We start from the raw sequence: 19,189 nt of genomic DNA, 5'->3' as shown, positions 1-19,189 counted from the left end.
ACAGCGTAGAGCGGCGTCACCCTCATGGGTGTCCCGGCAAGGCGTCGGTGCCCGGCTTCGGCTAGGCAGGAGACGTGACCCGTCCCCTGGAGGCTGTCGTGGACGACCCCCGCCGTCTTCCCCTCGTCTACGTCCGTGGTTTCGCCGGAGGGACGGCCGGGATCGACAAGGCCGTCGGTGATCCCTTCTACGGGTTCAACGAGGGGTCCACCCATGTGCGGGTCGGGGCGCACGACCAGCCGTTGTTCCATCAGTTCGAGAGCCCTCTGCTGCGGCTCATCCGTGAGGAGGGGTACGAGCTGCTGGTCGAGGGGAGTCAGGAGACCTACCTTGCCCAGCATGCGCGGGTGCCTCCCAACTCCGTCTGGGTGCACCGCTTCTACGACCGGTCCTCCAGTACCTGGGGTGGCCGGCCCGACGAGTACTGGCTCGAGCGTGCCGCCGCCGATCTGCTCGATCTCGTCGACCGGCTGCGGGAGAAGACCGGTTCCCCAGCCGTCCATCTCGTGGCCCACTCCATGGGTGGGCTGATCTGCCGGTGCCTGCTGCAGAAGGTGCTGCCGGACCGGGGGCGCGATGCCGCCGAGTGCGTCGGCAAACTGTTCACCTACGGCACCCCGCACGGAGGCATCGCCTTCGACCTCGGCGGCGGGTGGCTGGAGCGGATCCGGGACGCCGTCGGGATCCAGGGCGCCGACATCTTCGGGCCCCGGCGGATGTACGAGTACCTCACCCCGCAGGCCGAGTTCGACCCCGGCGGTCCGCCCGAGGGGTGGGACGCCCGGCAGATGCCCGACGGCGCCGGGGCGCTGCCGCTGGAGCGGGTCTTCTGCCTCGTGGGCACCGATCCCGCCGACTACGACGTCGCCTTCGGGCTGTCCTCCGCCGCCGTCGGGCCGCACAGTGACGGGCTCGTGCAGATCGAGCGGGCGTACGTGCCCGGCGCGCACCGGGCCTATGTGCACCGCAGCCACAGCGGGCGCTACGGGATGGTCAACTCCGAGGAGGGGTACCAGAATCTGCGGCGGTTCCTGTTCGGGGACACCCGGATCGAGGCGTCGCTGGTCGGGCACCGGTTGCCGGGCGACGACGACCTCGTGTGGCAGGCCGAGACGCGGCTGTCGGTGCGCGGGCTGCCCGTCGTGATGCACGAGCGGCTGGCCGCCCACTGGTGTCCGGTCCAACTCGACCGGCCCGTGGCAGGCACGGAGGCCGAGGCCGTACCGCTCGCCACCACCTTCCTCAACAGCGGGCTGCGTCCTGCGGCCGACGGGCCGATGCGGTTCATCCTCATGCTGCGGCTGCTCTCGCTGCGCGAGCACCGGGGCATCCTCAGCCTCGGTGACCACATCGAGCGCACCGCCGACTTCTCCGACACTCTCGTCATCGACGTGGGCACCCCGGAGGCCGGGCCCGGTATCTGGGCCGCCTGGAACTCGGAGATCGAGGGCGCCATCCGAGACCACGACGTCGCCGGGACCCCACGGGCCGACGAGGACCCCGCACCCGGGCGCTGGGTCGCGCACATCCCGCTCCCGGCGAGTGCGGCCCCCCTGGTCGGCGACGGCGCCAGGATCAGGCTGGTCGCCACGCCCTGGAGCTGAGCGGGCCCCCGCCCTCCTATGCCTTCGGCCCCAGCGACCGTTCCGCCTATGCCTTCGGCCCCAGCGACCGTTCCGTCACCCGCGCCAAGTGCCGTGCGAACACCTCCCGCGCGTCCGGCGTCAGTGTGCGCAGGGCGACCAGGGCCGTGATCACCACGTCGCAGAGTTCGGACTGCACGTCGTCCCACGTGTGGGTGACGCCCTTGCGCGGGTTCTGGCCGGTCGCCCCGATGACGGCCTGGGCGACCTCGCCGACCTCCTCCGACAGTTTCAGCATCCGCAGGAGCAGGCCCTCCCTCCCGGAGACGGGTTGTTCCGACTCCAGCCACGCCCACAGGGCGTCGACTGCCTTCCAGGGGTCGGTGGCGGCCTCGTCTGTCGTCATGCGGGGCAGCCTCGCACAGGACCGCTACGGCACAGGACCGCTACGGCACAGGACTCACTCCTCGAACAGCGTCTCCTGGTCCGCGAACTCGCCGTCCTTGTCGGGGCGGTCGAGGCGCCGGTTGCGGGCGCCCACCACCAGCGCGGTCGCCGCCGCCGTCACGCCGAGGGCCGTCGGGACCATCCAGCCCCGATCCAGGACGTGACCGAGCGCGTGGTCGAGGGAGAGCCGGCCGGGGCCCGTGACCGCGAGGCTCGTCGCGGCGAGGCCGAGGATGGCGGCGTGCTCGTAGCCGCCCTCCTGGTTGAAGAAGCCGTTCGGGGCGTGCACCGCGGCCGCGCCCGCCATGCCGCCGGCCGCCGCCGCGCCCGCGGCGGGGGTGGCCAGGCCCAGGGCGAGGAGCGCGCCGCCGCCGGTCTCCGCGAGGCCCGACGCCGTCGCGCTGGCCTTGCCCGGCTTGTAGCCGATCGACTCCATGAACTGGCCGGTGCCCTCGATGCCATGGCCGCCGAACCAGCCGAACAGCTTCTGTGTGCCGTGCGCCATCAGGACGCCGCCGGCTCCCAGCCGGAGCAGCAGCAGGCCCAGATCGTGTCGGTTGAAAGCACTCACAGCGACTCCCGGAAACAGGTCGGCAGGGGACAGGCCCGGCGGCGGGGAGCTCCCGCCCTTCCACCGTGACACCCGGGGCCCCGGCCCGCCCCGCCGCGGCGCCGTTCGGGTGGCGGGGCGGTGGGGGCGGTGTGACGCTGCCGGTATGACCATTCAGACGTCCAAGCTCAGCGACCCGACGGTCCGTGCCTTCGTCGAGGCGGTCAACGCCCACGACCGCGACGGCTTCATGAGCGTCCTCGCGCCCGGCGCGACCATGGCCGACGACGGCACCGACCGCGATCTGAACGACTGGGTGGACCGGGAGATCTTCTCCTCCAACGGGCACCTCGACGTCGACAACGAGTCGAATCAGGGCCGCGATCTCCTCGCCTCGTACCGCAACGACACGTATGGCGAGATGCGGACCCGGTGGCACTTCGAGGTCGAGGACGACGGCCGGATCTCCCGCTTCGAGACGGGGCAGGCCTGAGCCGTCTCCGCCCCCTCCTCACCGGCACCGTACGCACGGCAGCCGTTCCACCCACCGGTGTGTCCCCCGCGGTCCCACGCGAGGTCCACCCCCACCCCGGTGCGGTGGAACGGCTGCCGCGTCCCCCCTCGGTATGGCATGCGAACCCTGCTGCTCCGAATGTGAAGCTCTCGTGCAGGGCGATCTGAGCATAGGCCGCCCACCGGAGGTGATGTACCGGAATTACAGATTCCAGTTGTGCATATTGTGAAGGCTGAGGACGCGTGGCCCTCGTGCTCGCCCCGGCCCGCCTCAGCCCCGCCCCACGTACGGCATCGCCGTCGCCAGCACCGTCGCGAACTGGACGTTCGCCTCCAGCGGCAACTCCGCCATGTGCCGGACCGTGCGGGCCACGTCCGCCACGTCCATCACCGGCTCCGGCACCACCGAGCCGTCCGCCTGGAGCGCGCCCTGCCGCATGCCCGCCGTCATGTCCGTCGCCGCGTTGCCGATGTCGATCTGCCCCACCGCGATGCCGTACGGCCGCCCGTCCAGCGACAGCGACTTCGTCAGCCCGGTCAGCGCGTGCTTGGTCGCCGTGTACGCCACCGAGTGCGGGCGGGGCGTGTGCGCGGAGATCGAGCCGTTGTTGATGATCCGGCCGCCCTGGGGGTCCTGCTCCTTCATCCGCCGGTACGCCGCCCGCGCGCACAGGAACGCCCCGTTGAGGTTGGTGTCCACCACGTGCCGCCAGGCGTCGTACGGCAGCTCTTCGACCGGCACCCCGCCGGGGCCGAACGTGCCCGCGTTGTTGAACAGCAGGTCCACCCGCCCGAACCGCTCCACCGTGGCCGCGAACAGCGCGGTCACGTCCTCCTCGCGCGCCACGTCCGTCCGTACGGCGAGCGACGCGCCCTGTGGCACCAGTTCCGCCGTCGCCTCCAGCGTCTCCACGCGCCGCCCGGCCAGCGCCACCGACCAGCCCGCGCGCAGCAGTTCCACGGCGACCGCGCGGCCGATGCCCGAACCGGCGCCGGTCACCACGGCGATCCTCGTCCCCGTCTGCTTGTCGTCCATGGGGCGGCAGCGTAGGGGACGGTCCGCCATTCGGAACTCGGCTGTCCGCCATCCGGGTGTTGTGTACGCGCCAAGCTCGTGTCGTCCCGGTCCGGTCCCTCCTCCCGTGCCTCCATCGGGCAGGGGAGGACCGGATGACCACCACGAACGACCTGTCCCAGCACAGCCCCGAACTGCGCGCGGCGGCCCGGCACATCGGCCGCCGCCGCTTCCTGACCCTCACCGGCGCGGCCGCCGCGCTGGCCTTCTCCGTGCAACTGCCCGCCCCGGTCGCCGCGAGCGCCGCCGCGCGCGGCGCCCGCCGGATCGCCGACGACCCCTTCACCCTCGGCGTCGCCTCCGGCGACCCGCTGCCCGACTCCGTGGTCCTGTGGACCCGCCTCGCGCCCGTGCCCTTCCAGGCCGATGGCGGGATGACCGCGGAACCGGTCGCCGTGCGGTGGGAGGTGGCGCACGACGAGGCGTTCACGCGGGTCGCCGCGAGCGGTGAGACCGTCGCCCACCCGGAGTACCACCACTCCGTCCACGTCGACGTCACCGGACTCGAGGCCGGTCGCGTCTACCACTACCGCTTCCGCACCGGCACCTGGATCAGCGAGACCGGCCGCACCCGCACCGCCCCGGCGGCCTCGGCGGCGACGACCGCGCTGACCTTCGCCGCCGTCTCCTGCCAGGCGTACGCCGACGGCTACTACACGGCGTACCGGCATCTCGCGCAGGACGACGTGGACGTCGTCCTCCACCTCGGCGACTACCTGTACGAATACGCCGTCAACTCCGCCGGCGGCTACCGCAACTACACCGACCGCACGCTGCCCGCCGTGTTCAACCGGGAGGCCATGACCCTGGAGGACTACCGGCTGCGCTACGCCCTGTTCAAGTCCGACCCGGACCTCAGGGCCGCGCACGCCGCGCACCCCTTCGTCGTCACCTGGGACGACCACGAGACCGAGAACAACTACGCCGGCGACACCCCGGAGAACAGCGTCCCGCCCGCCGAGTTCCTGCTGCGCCGGGCCTCCGCGTACCGCGCCTACTGGGAGAACCAGCCCCTGCGCGAGCCCCAGCGGCCCACCGGCCCCGACATGCGGCTCTACCGGCGGCTGCACTGGGGCCGGCTCGCCCAGTTCGACGTCCTCGACACCCGGCAGTACCGCTCCAACCAGGCGTACGGCGACGGCGCCCAGGTCCCCGGACCGGAGATCGACGACCCGGCGCGCACGATGACCGGCGCCACGCAGGAGCGGTGGCTGCTCGACGGCTGGCGCGCCTCCACGGCCCTGTGGAACGTCGTCCCGCAGCAGGTGACGTTCTCCCAGCGCAAGTTCGACCTGACCGAGCCGTCACGGGTCTCCATGGACGCCTGGGACGGCTACCGTGCCTCACGGCGCCGGGTGCTGGACGGCGCGAAGGCCGCCGGCGTCGAGAACCTGATGGTGCTCACCGGGGACGTCCACGTCGGCTACGCCTTCGACATCAAGGACGACTTCGACGACGCCGGGTCCGCCACCCTGGGCACGGAGATCGTGGCGACCTCGATCGCCAGCGGCCGGGACGGCGCCGACAAGCCCGCCAACTGGGACACGTACATGAAGGCCAACCCGCACCTGCGGTTCTACAACGGCCGGCGCGGCTATGTCCGGGTGGCGCTGGGGGAGCGGCTGGCGCGGGCCGACTTCCGGACCGTGCCGTACGTGACCACGCCGGGGGCGCCGGTCACGACGGCCGCGTCCTTCGTCACCCAGGTCGGCGGGCACGGGCTCACGCCGGCGTGAGCGCGGGCGCCCGGTCCTCCCCGGGGGTCTCGCCGGGGTAGCGGACGCCCACGCGGTCCCGGATCGCGTCGAGCGTCCGCATCACGGCGAGGGTGCCCTCCAGCGGGACCAGCGGGGACTCGGTCTCCCCGGCGCGCAGGGCCCGCATCACCTCGATCGCCTCGTGCCGCATGGTGGTGCGGGGCCCGTCCGCCGGGTCGGCCGTGAACTCCTCGGGGTCACGGCCGTCGCGGTGCAGCACGAAGCGCTCCGGGTGGAAGAAGCCCTCCGGCACGTCGATACGGCCCGCGGAACCGGTCACGGACGCCACGGTCGGTGTACCGCCCGCGATCGAGCAGTGCAGGGAGGCGAGCGCGCCGCCGTCCCACGACAGCAGGGCGCCGGTCTGCAGGTCGACGCCCTCCGGGGACAGCGTCGCGCGGGCCGTCACGTCCGACGGCTCCCCGAGCAGCAACTGCGCGAAGGACACCGGGTACACGCCGAGGTCCAGCAGGGCGCCGCCGCCCTGCGCCGGGTCGCGCAGCCGGTGCACGGGCGGGAACGGGCCGGCCAGCCCGAAGTCGGCCTGGACGTGCCGGACCTCGCCGATGGCGCCGTCGTCGACCAGGGCCTTCAGGCGCCGCACCAGCGGGTTGCAGTACATCCACATGGCCTCCATGAGGAAGCCGCCGTGCTCCTTCGCCAGCGCGACCAGTTCCCCGGCCTCGCGGGCGTTCAGCGTGAACGCCTTCTCGCAGAGGACGTTGCGGCCCGCCTCCAGGCACAGTCCGGCGGCCTCGCGGTGCGCGGCGTGCGGGGTGGCGACGTACACGACATCGATGTCCTCGTCGGCCGCGAGGGACGCCCAGTCGCCGTAGGCGCGCGGGATGCCGAACCGCTCGGCGAAGGCGTCGGCCGAGGCCCGGGTCCGCGAGGCGACCGCGACCACCTCGGCGTCGGGCAGGTCGACCAGGTCCGCCGTGAAGGCGGCCGCGATCCCGCCGGTCGCCAGAATCCCCCACCGCACGCTCTGTTCCGCCACCGCGGGCCCCGCCCCTCGCTCATGTCGCACTCGGCACTCTGTTCGAGCTGAGAGCATAGAGGGCGGATCACTCGGAGAGGGAGGGGCTCATGAGCGACCGTGGGGGACCGGCACGGGACACGGCACGGGACACGGCGCGCGAGACGGCGTCCGGCACGGCACGGCCACCGGCGCCGCCCGCGCGGCGACCGGCCCGCGCGGCACAGCGCCGCACCGGCCTGCTGGTCACGTTCGTCCTGGGCGGGCTGACGGCGACGCCCCCGCTGGCGATGGACATGTACCTCCCGGCGCTCCCGGAGGTCACCCGCTCGCTGCACGCGCCCGCCGCCACCGTCCAGCTCACGCTCACCGCGTGCCTGGCCGGCATGGCGTTCGGGCAGTTGCTGGTCGGCCCGATGAGCGACCGCTGGGGCCGCCGGCGCCCGCTGCTCGCGGGTCTCGCCGTGTACGTCGTCGCCACCGCGCTCTGCGCGTTCGCGCCCACCGTCGAGGCGCTGATCGCCTGCCGGATCGCCCAGGGCCTCGCCGGGGCCGCGGGCATCGTCATCGCGCGGGCGGTCGTCCGCGACCTCCACGACGGCGTGGCCATGGCCCGCTTCTTCTCCACCCTCATGCTGATCTCCGGGGTCGCCCCGATCGTGGCCCCGCTCATCGGCGGGCAGATCCTGCGGGTGACGGACTGGCGGGGCGTGTTCGTCGTCCTCACCGTCGTCGGGGCGCTGCTGGCCGTCCTCGTCTGGTTCCGGCTCCCCGAGACGCTGCCCGAGCGGGAGCGGCACGCCGGAGGGGTCGGCGAGACCCTGCACGCGATGCGCGGGCTGCTCGCCGACCGGGCCTTCACCGGGTACGCGCTCACCGGCGGGTTCGCCTTTGCCGCGCTGTTCGCCTACATCTCCGCCTCGCCCTTCGTGATCCAGGAGATCCACGGCGCCTCCCCGCAGACGTTCAGCCTGCTGTTCGGGCTGAACTCGGTCGGGCTGGTGATCGTCGGCCAGATCAACGGCAAGGTGCTGGTGGGCCGCGTCAGCCTCGACCGGGTGCTCGGCATCGGACTCGTGGTCGTCGTCCTCGCCGCCACCGCGCTGCTGCTGATGTCCCTGGGCGTGTTCGGCGAGACGGGGCTCGCCCCCGTGGCCGCCGCCCTGTTCGTGCTGATGTCCGCGATGGGCGTCACGATGCCCAACACCCAGGCGCTCGCGCTGCAGCGCACCAAGCGCGCCGCGGGCTCCGCCTCCGCGCTGCTCGGCACCTCCTCGTTCCTCATCGGCGCGATCGCCTCACCCCTGGTGGGCGTCGCCGGGGAGGACACCGCCGTCCCGATGGCGGTCGTCCAACTGGCCGCGGGCCTGGTGGCGCTCGCCTGCTTCGTGGGAATGTGCCGTCCCTGGAGGACACCACCAGGTCCGGGCGCACGGGACGGGGCTTCGCCCGCGCCGGGCGCGGCCGCGAGCACGGGGGAGGAGAGCTGAGCGCGCCGAGACTGCGCGGGGACGCACCGGAGAGGGCCGGACTCGACCCCGAGGAGATCCGCCGGCTCGTCGGCGAGGTCCGCGACCTCAGCGCCGGCCCGCGCCCGTGGGCCGCCGGGACGGTGCTGGTCGTCGGGCGGGGCCCCTACCTGGCCGTCGAGGAGGCGGCCGGCTGGGCGGTGCGGTACGCGTCCTACGACGAGCGCACGGACTCCGGCGTCGAACTGCCCGCCGGGGCCCGGGTGCCGATGACCACCGCCACCCCGTTCGACCTGGCCTCCCTCACCAAGCTGTTCACCTCGGTGGCCGCCGTGCAGCAGATCGAGCGCGGCACGCTCGGCATAGACGCGCGCGTCGGGGCGTACCTGCCGGACTTCCGGGCCGCCGCGCGGCACGACGTCACCGTGCGGCAACTGCTCACCCACACCTCCGGGCTGCGCCCCGAACTGCCGCTGTACGACTGCGCGGACCACGCCGAGCGCCTGGACCGGCTGCGCGCCGAGGCGCCCATCGGGGTGCCCGGCACGTACTGCTACTCCGACCTGAACATGCTGCTGCTCCAGCACGTCCTGGAACGCGTCACGGGCCGCCCGCTCGACGTCCTGGTCCACGACGGCATCACCCGCCCCCTGGGGATGACCGCGACCCGGTTCGGCCCCTGCCCGGGCGCCGCCGCGACCGAGGACCAGCGGCGGCCCTGGGCGAAGGCCGACCGCGGGATGCTGCGGGGCGTCGTCCACGACGAGAACGCCTGGGCGCTCGGCGGGGTCGCCGGGCACGCCGGGCTGTTCTCCACGGGCCGCGACCTCGCCGTCTTCTGCCGGGCCCTGCTGTCCGGCGGCGCCTACGGTCCCGCCCGCATCCTGGGCCCGGACTTCGTGGAGCTGCTGCTGACGCCGCCCGGCCTGGGCTTCGCGGTCGACCAGCCCTGGTTCATGGGGGAGCTGGCCGGGCGGGGCGCGGCCGGGCACACCGGCTTCACGGGCACGTCGCTGGTGCTCGACCCGGCGCGGGACACCTTCCTGATCCTGCTGGCCAACACCGTCCACCCGCGCCGGCGGCGCCCCGACAGCGGGCCGAGGGCCGCGGCGGGGACCCGGGTGGCCCGGGCCCTGCGGGGCCGGTGAGGAGGCCGTCCGCGGCCTCGTAGAATTCCGGGGTGAACGCCCCTGCCGCCCCCTCCGCCGAGACCCTGCGCGCGGCCCTCGCCGCCCTGCTCGACGGGCTTCCGCCCCGCCGGGCCGCGCAGGCCGTCGACCGGCTGATCGCCGCGTACCGGGGCGCCACCCCGACCGACAGCCCCATCCTGCGGGACCGCGCCGACGTGGCCGCCTACGCCGCGTACCGGATGCCCGCCACCTACGCGGCCGTCCGCTCCGCCCTGGAGGCGTTCGCACGGACCGTGCCCGGCTGGGTGCCGGAGCGGCACATCGACGTCGGCGGCGGCACCGGAGCGGCGACCTGGGCGGTCGGCGCGACCTGGCCGGGCCGGCGCGAGGTCACCGTCCTGGACTGGGCCGAGCCCGCCCTCGCCGTCGGCCGGGAGATCGCCGAGGCCGACCCGGCGCTGCGCGAAGTCCGCTGGCAGCGCGCCCGGATCGGCGCGGGACTCACCCTCGACGCCGCCGACCTCGTCACCGTCTCCTACGTCCTCAACGAGCTCACGGACGCCGACCGGGGCACCCTCGTCGACACCGTCGCGAAGGCCGCGGGGACGGTCGTGATCGTCGAGCCCGGCACCCCGGACGGCTACGCCCGGGTCATCGAGGCCCGTGACCGGCTGGTCGCCGCCGGGTTCCGGATCGCCGCGCCCTGCCCGCACAGCGCCGCCTGCCCCATCGTGCCCGGCACGGACTGGTGCCACTTCTCGGCGCGGGTCAGCCGCTCCTCGCTGCACCGCCAGATCAAGGGCGGCTCCCTCGCCTACGAGGACGAGAAGTTCAGCTACGTCGCCGCCACCCGGCTGCCGGCCCACCCGGCCCCCGCCCGGGTCGTGCGCAGGCCCCAGATCCGCAAGGGGCAGGTCCTGCTCGACCTGTGCGAGACCGAGCCGGCGCTGCGCCGGGCCACGGTCACCAAGCGCCACGGCGACCTCTACCGGGCGGCCCGCGACACGGACTGGGGCGACGCCTGGCCCCCGGCCTCCGCCGAGGAGACCTCCTAGGACGGCCGCCTCAGGATCTGGCGAGACGCGGCGTCTTGTCAACTGGTAAATTCAGGCCATGCCAGCACGCGAACCCGCCCCGACCGCCCCCAACGCCGGCCGCCGCAGCGAGCGGTCCCGCCGGGCCATCTACGACGCCGCCCTCGCCCTGGTCGTCGAGGTCGGCTACCCCCGCACCACCATCGAGGGCATCGCCGCCCGCGCCGGCGTCGGCAAGCAGACGATCTACCGCTGGTGGCCCTCCAAGGCGGAGGTGCTGATGGAGGCCTTCCTCGACCTCGCCGAGCACACCGCGCGGGAGGCCGGGGAGCAGCCGTACGCCATCCCCGACACCGGCGACCTCGCCGCCGACCTGAAGGCGGTCCTGCGCGCCACCGTCGACGAGCTCCGGAACCCCCGCTTCGACGCGCCGTCCCGCGCTCTCGCCGCCGAGGGCCTGGTCGACGAGGAGCTGGGCCGGCAGTACGTGGCCAAGCTGCTGGAACCCTCGCTGCGGCTCTACGTCGACCGGCTGCGCTCCGCCCAGGACGCCGGCCAGGTGCGCCCCGACGTCGACCCGCGCATCGCGCTGGAGCTCTTCGTCTCCCCGCTGGCCCAGCGCTGGCTCCAGTACACCGGCCCGATCTCCTACGACTACACGGACACCCTGGTCGACTACGCGCTGTACGGCATCGCCCCGCGCCCGACGGCGTGACGAAAACCGCGTCCGCGACCCCATTACCCCTGATCAGGGCGTTGTGCGCGGCTCGCCCCACCTGGCCCTCTTGTCCGCTACGGCCCCCCGGGGCGCACGAGGGTGGGACCATGGGGCATGCTGTTCCGCACGACGGCGAGGCGAGGGGATAGATGAGCGCGGAGTTGGGTGGCCGGTCCGGCCTTCGGGGCAAGATCTCCCAGTGGCTGCGAGGCCGCCCCCCGGAGGACACCGCCGGTGACGGCGGCCGGGAGGCCCTGCTGCTCGCCGCCGCCGCCGCGGGACTGCCCCTCGCGCCCGCCGCGCACCCGGCCGGATACCGCTGCTCCTGCGACCGCGTCGGCTGTCCCACCCCGGCCCGGCACCCGGTGTCGTTCGCCTGGCAGACGCAGTCCACCACCGACCGCGGCCAGATCGAGCGCTGGGCCCGCCACCATCCGCAGGCCAACTTCATCACCGCGACCGGCATGGTGCACGACGTCCTCGACGTCCCCCTCGCACCCGGGCGCGAGGCGCTGGAGCGGCTGCTCGCCGCCGGCATCGAGGTCGGGCCGGTCGCCGAGAGCGACGACGGGCGGCTGCTGTTCTTCACCCTCACCCGGGGCACTCCCGAGGACGAGGACGAGTGGTGGCCCTGCGAGCTGGACTGCCACCCCGAGACCATGGACGAGCACCCCGGGCTGCGCTGGCACTGCCGCGGCTCCTACGTCCTGATGCCGCCCTCCCGGCTGCCCGGCGACGGCCAGTCCGTGCACTGGGTACGCGGCCCCGAGCACCCCCTGCCCGACCCGCTCAGCATCCTCGAGGTCCTCACCGACGCCTGCGCCCGCCATGTCGGCGAGGAGCCCGACCACGTCTCCGCGTCCTGGCCCCTGCGCCACTGACCCGCCGTCGGGGCTACTCGCCCTTCGCGGACGTCATGCCCTGGATACGGCCCAGGACGTCCACCTTGCCCGAGCCCTTCGGGACCAGCGCCACCTCGTTGGAGACGAACTCCAGCGTCAGCGACTGCTTGATCTCGCCCTCCGTCAGGGCCTGCACCGACTTGCCCGGGACCGGCACGGACGCGCCCGGCGCCGCCGTCTGCTTCTCGAAGTGCCGTGAGGCGAAGAACGCCAGCGCGCCACCGTCGGCCGTGCGCAGCGCGAGCGGGGCGAAGTCGCCGTTCGTCAGCGGTTCGTCGATGAACTGCCGGACCAGACCCGGGCGTTCGGCCTGCTTCTCGCGGGTCTGCCGCCACTTGCTGGTCTGCCCGCCGGCCGCGAAGGCGTCCCCGCCGTCCTTCAGGTAGGACACGTACCGCTCGCTCAGATCCCGGGGCGCAACGGCGAGTTGCCGCGAGTCCGCGGGGACGTCCTCGGCGTAGCCGTCCGCGTCCGTCGTGAACTCGGGCACGTCCTTGGGGGCCATCAGCGTCAGATACGCGGCCTTCCACGGCTGGTCCAGGTCGTGGCGGACGAACACGAACACCCAGCGCGCCTGGCCGCCCTTGTTGGCGGCGGCGTCGGCGACGAACCAGCGGGGCCAGCCCGCCTTCTTGGGGATGGCGAACTTGGTGTCCGACAGCTCCAGCGGGCTGTGCGCCGGGTTGCCGCCGGGGTTCGTCGCCCGGCCCGCCTTCAGCCGGGCCGCGTCGATCGCGCCGAGGGCGCCCGTGACCCGGCCGGAGTCCAGCGCGCTGTCGTAGGCCTTGTCCGCCGCGTTGTACGCGGTGGTGAACTCCTTCAGCGCCTTCGCGGCCTCCGCCCTGGTCGCCGAGGGAAGGACCTCCTTCTCCCCGTGGACCACCACACATCCGCTCGCCGTCAACGACAAAGCGGTCAAGGAGGCCGCTATCAGCGCGCTCCGGTCAAGCCTGCGGAGCCTTCGAGGGCCGCGATCCCTGCTCATCCGGTTCCTTCACCTTCCCCTTCCCGGAGGCGAACCCTACCGGGGCGAGGAACAGCGCGAGCGTCGGGATCAGGTACAGCAGCCACACCGTGACCTGGAGGACGGTCGGGTCCGGCTGGAAGTTGAACACGCCCTTCAGCAGGGTGCCGTACCAACTGGACGGATCGACGGTGTCGCTGATGTCGAACGCCTTGTTCGCGAGCCCCGGCAGCCAGCGCGCCTCCTGCAGGTCGTGCAGCCCGTACGCGAGCACGCCCGCGGCGACGACGACCAGCATGCCGCCGGTCCAGGTGAAGAACTTGGCGAGGTTGATGCGCAGGGCGCCGCGGTAGAACAGCCAGCCCAGCACGACGGCCGTGGCGATGCCGAGCGCGACACCGAGCAGCGGGCGGGGGGTGCCGTCCCCGGCCGCCCGCACCGACGCCCACACGAACAGGGCCGTCTCCAGGCCCTCCCGGCCGACGGCCAGGAACGCCGTGGCGACCAGGGCGCCCGTGCCCATCCGCAGGGCCGCGTCCAGCTTGCCGTGCAGCTCGCTGCGGAGGTTGCGGGCCGTGCGCCGCATCCAGAAGACCATCCACGTCACCAGGCCGACCGCGAGGATCGACAGGGAACCGCCGAGCGCCTCCTGCGCCTCGAACGTCAGCTCCTGCGAGCCGAACTCGAGCGCGCAGCCGAAGCCCAGCGCCAGGGCGACCGCCACGCCGATGCCGGCCCACACGGGCCGCAGGGCGTCCCGGCGGCCCGTCTTCACCAGGTAGGCGATGAGGATGCAGACGACGAGGCTGGCCTCCAGCCCCTCGCGCAGACCGATCAGGTAGTTGGAGAACACGCCTCACGCCTCCTTGCCGAACAGCGTGCTGCCCCACCAGTCGTCCTTGTCGCGGACGCCCGGCGGGACGGCGAACAGCGCCGAACCCACATGCTGGATGTACTCGTTGAGCGCGTCCTTCGCCAGGTTGCGCTGGATCCGGATGAACCCGGTGCGCGGGTCCCGCTGGTAGGCGAGGAAGAACAGGCCCGCGTCCAGACGGCCGAGGCCGTCCGTGCCGTCCGTGAAGGAGTAGCCGCGGCGCAGGATCGTCGCGCCGCCGTTGGAGTCGGGGTGCGCGAGCCGGACGTGCGCGTCGGGCATCATCGCCTTCAGGAACGGCTTGTCGCGCTCCTTCGCCTTGCCCACCGGGGCGCCCTCGCCCTTGCTGCGGCCGAAGACGTCCTCCTGCTCCTGCAGGGACGTGCGGTCCCAGGTCTCGATGTGCATGCGGATGCGCCGGGCGACGAGGTAGGAGCCGCCGGCCATCCAGTCCGGTCCGTCCTTCTCGCCGACCCACACGAACTCGTCCAGGCGGTCGGTCTCGGTGCCCGCGATGTTGCGGGTGCCGTCCTTGAAGCCGAACAGGTTGCGCGGGGTCTGCGCGTCGGGCGTCGTCGACGAGGTCTTGCCGAAGCCGAGCTGCGACCAGCGCACCACGACCTTGCCGAACCCGATGCGGGCGAGGTTGCGGATGGCGTGCACGGCGACCTGCGGGTCGTCCGCGCACGCCTGGACGCACAGGTCGCCGCCGCTGCGGTCGCGGTCCAGGTTGTCACCGGCGAACTGGGGCAGTTCGGTGAGGGCTTCGGGGCGCGCGTCCGCGATGCCGAACTTCTCCCCGAACTTCTCGAAGAACGACGGCCCGAACCCGATCGTCAGCGTCAGCCGGGACGGCTTCAGGCCCAGCGCCTCACCGGTGTCGTCCGGCGGGGCCTCGGCGAGACCGCCGTACGCGCCGTCGCCGACCGCGTGCCCCGCGGTCATCCGGCGCGCGGCCTCCGTCCACTCCTTCAGCAGGGCGACGAACGCGGCCCGGTCCTCGGTCCGCACGTCGAAGGCGGCGAAGTGGAGCCGGTCCTGGACCGGGGTGGCGATACCGGCCTGCCGCTTCCCGTGGAAGGGGATCGCGGCGCCGGTGTCCGCGCCGGCCGGTGCGGCGTCGTCGCCCGGCCGGGTCGCCGCGACGGCCCCGCCGGCGGCGACGGCGCCGAGCGCCAGCCCGGCGCCGCCCCAGCCGAGCAGCGCACGCCGGGAGGTGGTCTTCTCGGACGGTTCCGTCATGACGCGTCCCTACTTGACGACGACGGCGGCGGCGAGCTTGGACAGCGGCTCCGCCAGGGCGTTGACCCCGTCCGAGAGCTGCTTGCGGTCGGCGTCGCCGACCTTGTCGTACGAGGTGAACGCGTACGAGTCCTTGTCGGCGCGGTACTTGTCCAGCAGGCCGTCCAGCGCGGCGAACTGCCGGTCGAGTTCGGTGACGAGCTCCGGCTCGTTGCCCTGGGCGACGGGCTTCAGCAGCTCGTACGCCTTCTCCGCGCCCTCGACGTTGGCCTTGAAGTCGACCAGGTCGGTGTGCGAGTAGCGCTCCTCCTCGCCGGTGACCTTGCCGGTGGCGACCTCGTCGAGGAGTTCCTTGGCGCCGTTGGCCATGGAGGTGGGGGTGATCTCGGCCTTGCCGACCCGGTCCCGCCAGTCCTTCAGGTCCTTGATCAGCAGGTCGGCGAGCTCCTTCTCCCGGTCGCCGATCTTCTTGTCCTTCCAGAGCGACTTCTCCAGCCGGTGCCAGCCGGTCCAGTCGGTCGCCGGGTCCTGGCCGTCCTCCAGGCCGTCCTCGCGGACGTCGACCTTCGGGTCGATGTCGCCGAAGGACTCCGCGACCGGCTCGGTGCGCTCCCAGCCGAGGCGGGAGGGCGCGTACGCCTTCTTCGCGGCCTCGACGTCCCCGGACTTCACGGCCGCGGCGAACGTCTCGGCGAGCGGCAGCGTCGCGTCGGCCTGCTCCTGGACGTACTCGCGGTAGGCGGCGACGGCCTTGTCCAGGCGGGGGTCGCGCTTGGCGGCCGAGCCGCCGGTGGCCTTGACGGACTGCCGGATGCCGTCGCCCTTCATACCGGGCTTGCAGGCGATGGTGTAGTCGCCGGCCTTCACCTCGGCGGTGACGGTCTGCTTGGTGCCGGGGCCTATGTTCTCGCGCTCGGTGACGATGCGGTCGTCGGGGAAGAGGACGTAGACCTCCGTCACCTTCGAGCCCTTGTTCTCGACGGTGAGCTCGATGTGACCGGCCGGGAACTCCTTCTTGGACACCTCGCACTTGTCGTCCGTCGCGGTCACCCGGACGACCCGGTCGGACCCCGCCGAACTGCCCTTCTCGGTGCACCCGGTGACGGTGGTCAGGGCCGCCACGGTGGTGGCGGCGGCGACGGCGGACAGTCTGGCGGGTCGCATGAGGGCTCCAAATCGGGGTGGCCGGAAAGGACGCATGACGTGCCTCACAGCCGAGCAAGGTGAGGCTCACCTAACGAAGCTAAGGATGGCCTAAGTGGCCAAAAACGTCCCCATGGAAAGGTCAAAGGAAGGTCAAAGGTTCCGGTGGGGCGGTCCCGGGCACCCGGCGTCCCGCGCGCGCGGCGGTGCTTCAATGCCCTCGTGACTGACTACGACGTCCTCCGCGTGTTCTGCGGACCCAGGGGCGGATACGGCAACGAACTCGGCGTCGTCCGGGACGGCTCGGTGATCCCGGACGCCCGGGACCGGCAGGCGCTGGCCGCCAAACTCGGGTTCAGCGAGACCGTGTTCGTGGACGACCCCGAGCGCGGGGTCGTCGACATCCACACCCCGTCCACCCGGCTGCCCTTCGCCGGCCATCCCTGCGTCGGCACCGCCTGGCTGCTGGACGTGCCCGAACTGGTCACGCCCGCCGGAGTCGTGGGCACCCGGATCGACGGAGAGTTCTGCTGGATCGAGGCCCGCCCCGAGTGGGCCCCGCCGCGCACGCTGCGCCAGTACGCCTCGGCCGCCGAGGTCGACGACCTGGAGGTGCCGCCGCCGGGGGAGTGGATCTACGCCTGGGCCTGGGAGGACGAGGCCGCCGGGCGGATCCGCGCCCGCGGCTTCCCCGGCCGGGGCGACGGCATCGAGGAGGACGAGGCGACGGGCGCGGCGGCGATGCAGCTCACCCATCGCCTCGGCCGCGCCCTCAACATCACCCAGGGCGCCGGCTCCCAGCTGCTGACCGCACCCCAGCCGGGGGACTGGGTCGAGCTGGGAGGCCGGGTCGTCCTGGAACGCTGAGCCGGCTCAGGCGCTCAGCGGGAACTCCTCGCCGAGCGCCCGGAACATCGCGGTGTTCAGCGCGAACGCCTTCTTGCACTCGGCGACGATCCGCTGCTTCTCCAGGTCGTCCGCCGGGACGCCGTCCAGCAGCGCGCGGTACTCCCGCTTGAACGCGGCGGGGTTCGCGATCCCCTCGAAGACGTAGAACCGGACCCCGTCGCCCTTGCGCGCGAAGCCCCACGTCCGCTCCGCCCGGTCGCGGATGATCTGGCCGCCGGAGAGGTCGCCGAGGTAGCGGGTGTAGTGGTGGGCGAGATAGCCGCCCGGCCACCCCTCCACACAGGAGCGCACCCGGTCCGCGTACGCCCGCGTCGCCGGCAGGGCCGTCAGCCCGGCCCGCCACTCGGGGCCCCGCAGATGGGCCAGGTCCCGTTCGAGCGCCTGGAGCCGGAACAGCTCCGGCCGGACGAAGGGGCCGGCCACCGGGTCGGCCGCCAGTGCGCCGGCGCCCGTCTCCAGCGCCTCGTAGACGAACCACAGCTGTTCCGTGTACCGCGCGTACGCGTCCACGCCGAGCTTCCCGCCGAGCAGGTCGCTCATGAACGTCGAGGTCTCGGCCTCGGTGTGCTGCTCCTGGGACGCGGTGCGGATGACGGTCGAGAAGGAGTCCATGGTCGCATCCTCCGAGGTTAGGCTCACCTAAGTCAAGAGGTTTGCCGACAGGATGTCGGTAAAAGGGTACCGAGAAGACCCGCCCTCCGCAGAGGACGGGTCGTGGACGGACGCGACAGGGACCGGAGCGGTCAGGGCAGGGTGAGGATCTCCGTGCCCGTCTCCGTCACCACCAGCGTGTGCTCGAACTGCGCGGTGCGCTTGCGGTCCTTCGTGACCACGGTCCAGCCGTCGTCCCACATGTCGTACTCGTGCGTGCCCAGCGTCAGCATCGGCTCGATCGTGAACGTCATACCGGGCTGGATCACCGTCGTCGCGTGCGGGCTGTCGTAGTGCGGGACGATCAGGCCCGAGTGGAACGACGAGTTGATGCCGTGACCGGTGAAGTCCCGCACCACGCCGTACCCGAAGCGCTTGGCGTACGACTCGATCACCCGGCCGATGACGTTGATCTGCCGGCCCGGCCTGACCGCCTTGATGGCGCGGTTCAGCGACTCGCGGGTGCGCTCCACCAGCAGCCGGCTCTCCTCGTCCACGTCACCGACCAGGTAGGTGGCGTTGTTGTCGCCGTGCACACCGCCGATGTACGCCGTCACGTCGAGGTTGACGATGTCGCCGTCGCGCAGCACCGTCGAGTCCGGGATGCCGTGGCAGATGACCTCGTTGACGCTGGTGCACAGCGACTTGGGGAAACCGCGGTAGCCGAGCGTGGAGGGGTAGGCGCCGTGGTCGCACATGTACTCGTGCGCCACCTTGTCCAACTCGTCCGTCGTCACACCGGGCGCGATCAGTTTCGCCGCCTCGGCCATCGCGCGGGCGGCGATACGGCCGGCGACCCGCATCGCCTCGATGGTCTCCGGCGTCTGCACCTCCGGCCCCGTGTACGGGGTCGGCGCGGGCTTGCCGACGTACTCGGGGCGGCGGATGTTGCCGGGTACGGAACGGGTGGGGGACAGCTCCCCGGGAACGAGCAGCGACTGGCCAGACATGCCAGCGAGTCTAACCAGCGGTCCTGGGGGAACATGTCGGTGGCGAGAGGAGCTGGTCATGGCCTTGTTCAAGAAGCGCACGGTCGGCAAGCCGGGCGAGTGGTACTACTGCCTGGTCCACAAGAAGGTCGAGGAGGGGCCGGACTGCCCGGCCAAGGACCGGTTCGGTCCCTACACCTCGCGTGAGGAGGCCCAGCACGCCATGGACCTCGCCCGCGAACGCAACCTGGAGTGGGAGAACGACCCCCGCTGGCACGACTCCCGGTCGGGGCAGGGGGACGGCGGCTGAGCAAGCCCTC

The 19,189-nt window shown here is 72.8% G+C and carries 20 protein-coding genes; 10 read left to right on the top strand and 10 right to left on the bottom strand.

Annotated elements, in window-relative coordinates:
- Positions 1–74: 74 nt before the first annotated feature.
- On the top strand, positions 75–1,604 hold the full coding sequence (locus F8R89_RS10585; protein ID WP_225994357.1) for an esterase/lipase family protein: 1,530 nt from the start codon (positions 75–77) through the stop codon (positions 1,602–1,604).
- Between the two features lie 46 nt (positions 1,605–1,650).
- Here the strand turns inward: F8R89_RS10585 and F8R89_RS10580 are convergent, their stop codons facing one another.
- Entirely contained in the window at positions 1,651–1,989 is a 339-nt protein-coding gene (locus tag F8R89_RS10580) for a MazG-like family protein (RefSeq protein WP_151783738.1), read from the bottom strand.
- Between the two features lie 54 nt (positions 1,990–2,043).
- Positions 2,044–2,601 (bottom strand): DoxX family protein, encoded by a 558-nt coding sequence (locus F8R89_RS10575; protein WP_151783737.1) that lies wholly within the window; start codon positions 2,599–2,601, stop codon positions 2,044–2,046.
- 145 nt (positions 2,602–2,746) lie between these two features.
- On the opposite strand from F8R89_RS10575, the gene F8R89_RS10570 reads away from it, so the two are divergent.
- Positions 2,747–3,073, top strand: a complete 327-nt coding sequence (locus F8R89_RS10570) for a nuclear transport factor 2 family protein (protein WP_151783736.1) — start codon at positions 2,747–2,749, stop codon at positions 3,071–3,073.
- A 291-nt stretch (positions 3,074–3,364) separates the two neighbouring features.
- On the opposite strand, the gene F8R89_RS10565 is transcribed toward F8R89_RS10570, so the two are convergent.
- Positions 3,365–4,129, bottom strand: coding sequence for an SDR family oxidoreductase (locus F8R89_RS10565; protein ID WP_151783735.1), 765 nt, complete (start codon positions 4,127–4,129; stop codon positions 3,365–3,367).
- A gap of 134 nt (positions 4,130–4,263) precedes the next feature.
- On the opposite strand from F8R89_RS10565, the gene F8R89_RS10560 reads away from it, so the two are divergent.
- On the top strand, positions 4,264–5,904 hold the full coding sequence (locus F8R89_RS10560; protein ID WP_151783734.1) for an alkaline phosphatase D family protein: 1,641 nt from the start codon (positions 4,264–4,266) through the stop codon (positions 5,902–5,904).
- On the opposite strand, the gene F8R89_RS10555 is transcribed toward F8R89_RS10560, so the two are convergent.
- Positions 5,891–6,925, bottom strand: a complete 1,035-nt coding sequence (locus F8R89_RS10555) for a Gfo/Idh/MocA family protein (protein ID WP_151783733.1) — start codon at positions 6,923–6,925, stop codon at positions 5,891–5,893. The two genes, F8R89_RS10560 and F8R89_RS10555, sit on opposite strands and share 14 nt — an antisense overlap.
- A gap of 89 nt (positions 6,926–7,014) precedes the next feature.
- Here F8R89_RS10555 and F8R89_RS10550 point away from each other — a divergent pair, with 89 nt between their 5' ends.
- The 5 genes from F8R89_RS10550 (at position 7,015) to F8R89_RS10530 (ending at position 12,136) form a co-directional block, all read left to right on the top strand.
- Positions 7,015–8,394 (top strand): multidrug effflux MFS transporter, encoded by a 1,380-nt coding sequence (locus F8R89_RS10550; RefSeq protein WP_151783732.1) that lies wholly within the window; start codon positions 7,015–7,017, stop codon positions 8,392–8,394.
- A gap of 11 nt (positions 8,395–8,405) precedes the next feature.
- On the top strand, positions 8,406–9,521 hold the full coding sequence (locus F8R89_RS10545) for a serine hydrolase domain-containing protein (RefSeq protein ID WP_225994624.1): 1,116 nt from the start codon (positions 8,406–8,408) through the stop codon (positions 9,519–9,521).
- 32 nt (positions 9,522–9,553) lie between these two features.
- The gene (locus F8R89_RS10540; RefSeq protein ID WP_151783731.1) at positions 9,554–10,558 is read left to right on the top strand and encodes a small ribosomal subunit Rsm22 family protein; all 1,005 of its coding nucleotides are present in this window, start codon (positions 9,554–9,556) and stop codon (positions 10,556–10,558) included.
- 58 nt (positions 10,559–10,616) lie between these two features.
- Entirely contained in the window at positions 10,617–11,252 is a 636-nt protein-coding gene (locus tag F8R89_RS10535; protein ID WP_151783730.1) for a TetR/AcrR family transcriptional regulator, read from the top strand.
- Between the two features lie 152 nt (positions 11,253–11,404).
- Positions 11,405–12,136, top strand: a complete 732-nt coding sequence (locus F8R89_RS10530) for a bifunctional DNA primase/polymerase (RefSeq protein ID WP_151783729.1) — start codon at positions 11,405–11,407, stop codon at positions 12,134–12,136.
- Between the two features lie 13 nt (positions 12,137–12,149).
- Here F8R89_RS10530 and F8R89_RS10525 read toward each other — a convergent pair whose 3' ends face one another.
- From F8R89_RS10525 to efeO, 4 genes are read right to left on the bottom strand one after another with little or no spacing between them, the layout of a single operon-like run.
- A complete protein-coding gene (locus F8R89_RS10525; RefSeq protein ID WP_151783728.1) occupies positions 12,150–13,142 on the bottom strand; it encodes a hypothetical protein in 993 nt (330 codons plus the stop codon).
- The gene (gene efeU, locus F8R89_RS10520) at positions 13,102–13,974 is read right to left on the bottom strand and encodes an iron uptake transporter permease EfeU (protein ID WP_151783727.1); all 873 of its coding nucleotides are present in this window, start codon (positions 13,972–13,974) and stop codon (positions 13,102–13,104) included. The genes F8R89_RS10525 and efeU overlap by 41 nt, the downstream gene beginning before the upstream one ends.
- Before the next feature lie 3 nt (positions 13,975–13,977).
- On the bottom strand, positions 13,978–15,237 hold the full coding sequence (efeB, locus tag F8R89_RS10515; RefSeq protein ID WP_151783726.1) for an iron uptake transporter deferrochelatase/peroxidase subunit: 1,260 nt from the start codon (positions 15,235–15,237) through the stop codon (positions 13,978–13,980).
- A 9-nt stretch (positions 15,238–15,246) separates the two neighbouring features.
- Complete coding sequence (gene efeO / locus F8R89_RS10510; RefSeq protein ID WP_151783725.1) at positions 15,247–16,401, bottom strand: iron uptake system protein EfeO; 1,155 nt, start codon at positions 16,399–16,401, stop codon at positions 15,247–15,249.
- Between the two features lie 201 nt (positions 16,402–16,602).
- Here efeO and F8R89_RS10505 point away from each other — a divergent pair, with 201 nt between their 5' ends.
- Complete coding sequence (locus F8R89_RS10505; protein WP_151783724.1) at positions 16,603–17,247, top strand: PhzF family phenazine biosynthesis protein; 645 nt, start codon at positions 16,603–16,605, stop codon at positions 17,245–17,247.
- 6 nt (positions 17,248–17,253) lie between these two features.
- On the opposite strand, the gene F8R89_RS10500 is transcribed toward F8R89_RS10505, so the two are convergent.
- Together F8R89_RS10500 and map are read right to left on the bottom strand one after the other, a co-directional pair.
- Entirely contained in the window at positions 17,254–17,901 is a 648-nt protein-coding gene (locus tag F8R89_RS10500) for a heme oxygenase (biliverdin-producing) (RefSeq protein ID WP_151783723.1), read from the bottom strand.
- A gap of 131 nt (positions 17,902–18,032) precedes the next feature.
- On the bottom strand, positions 18,033–18,890 hold the full coding sequence (map, locus tag F8R89_RS10495) for a type I methionyl aminopeptidase (RefSeq protein WP_151783722.1): 858 nt from the start codon (positions 18,888–18,890) through the stop codon (positions 18,033–18,035).
- 58 nt (positions 18,891–18,948) lie between these two features.
- Here map and F8R89_RS10490 point away from each other — a divergent pair, with 58 nt between their 5' ends.
- Positions 18,949–19,179 carry a hypothetical protein gene (locus tag F8R89_RS10490; RefSeq protein WP_151783721.1) on the top strand — a complete coding sequence of 77 codons (231 nt, stop codon included), beginning with the start codon at positions 18,949–18,951 and terminating at the stop codon, positions 19,177–19,179.
- Positions 19,180–19,189 lie beyond the last annotated feature (10 nt).

It is taken from the genome of Streptomyces sp. SS1-1 (assembly GCF_008973465.1).
Taxonomy (GTDB): domain Bacteria; phylum Actinomycetota; class Actinomycetes; order Streptomycetales; family Streptomycetaceae; genus Streptomyces.
This window is presented reverse-complemented; position numbering and strand designations above follow the sequence as displayed.

Coding starts and splice junctions, on each gene's coding strand:
- F8R89_RS10580 (WP_151783738.1), bottom strand. CDS start 1,989: ATGACGACAGACGAGGCCGCCACCGACCCCTGGAAGGCAGTCGACGCC.
- F8R89_RS10570 (WP_151783736.1), top strand. CDS start 2,747: ATGACCATTCAGACGTCCAAGCTCAGCGACCCGACGGTCCGTGCCTTC.
- F8R89_RS10565 (WP_151783735.1), bottom strand. CDS start 4,129: ATGGACGACAAGCAGACGGGGACGAGGATCGCCGTGGTGACCGGCGCC.
- F8R89_RS10560 (WP_151783734.1), top strand. CDS start 4,264: ATGACCACCACGAACGACCTGTCCCAGCACAGCCCCGAACTGCGCGCG.
- F8R89_RS10550 (WP_151783732.1), top strand. CDS start 7,015: ATGAGCGACCGTGGGGGACCGGCACGGGACACGGCACGGGACACGGCG.
- F8R89_RS10535 (WP_151783730.1), top strand. CDS start 10,617: ATGCCAGCACGCGAACCCGCCCCGACCGCCCCCAACGCCGGCCGCCGC.
- F8R89_RS10530 (WP_151783729.1), top strand. CDS start 11,405: ATGAGCGCGGAGTTGGGTGGCCGGTCCGGCCTTCGGGGCAAGATCTCC.
- F8R89_RS10525 (WP_151783728.1), bottom strand. CDS start 13,142: ATGAGCAGGGATCGCGGCCCTCGAAGGCTCCGCAGGCTTGACCGGAGC.
- efeB (WP_151783726.1), bottom strand. CDS start 15,237: ATGACGGAACCGTCCGAGAAGACCACCTCCCGGCGTGCGCTGCTCGGC.
- efeO (WP_151783725.1), bottom strand. CDS start 16,401: ATGCGACCCGCCAGACTGTCCGCCGTCGCCGCCGCCACCACCGTGGCG.
- F8R89_RS10500 (WP_151783723.1), bottom strand. CDS start 17,901: ATGGACTCCTTCTCGACCGTCATCCGCACCGCGTCCCAGGAGCAGCAC.
- map (WP_151783722.1), bottom strand. CDS start 18,890: ATGTCTGGCCAGTCGCTGCTCGTTCCCGGGGAGCTGTCCCCCACCCGT.
- F8R89_RS10490 (WP_151783721.1), top strand. CDS start 18,949: ATGGCCTTGTTCAAGAAGCGCACGGTCGGCAAGCCGGGCGAGTGGTAC.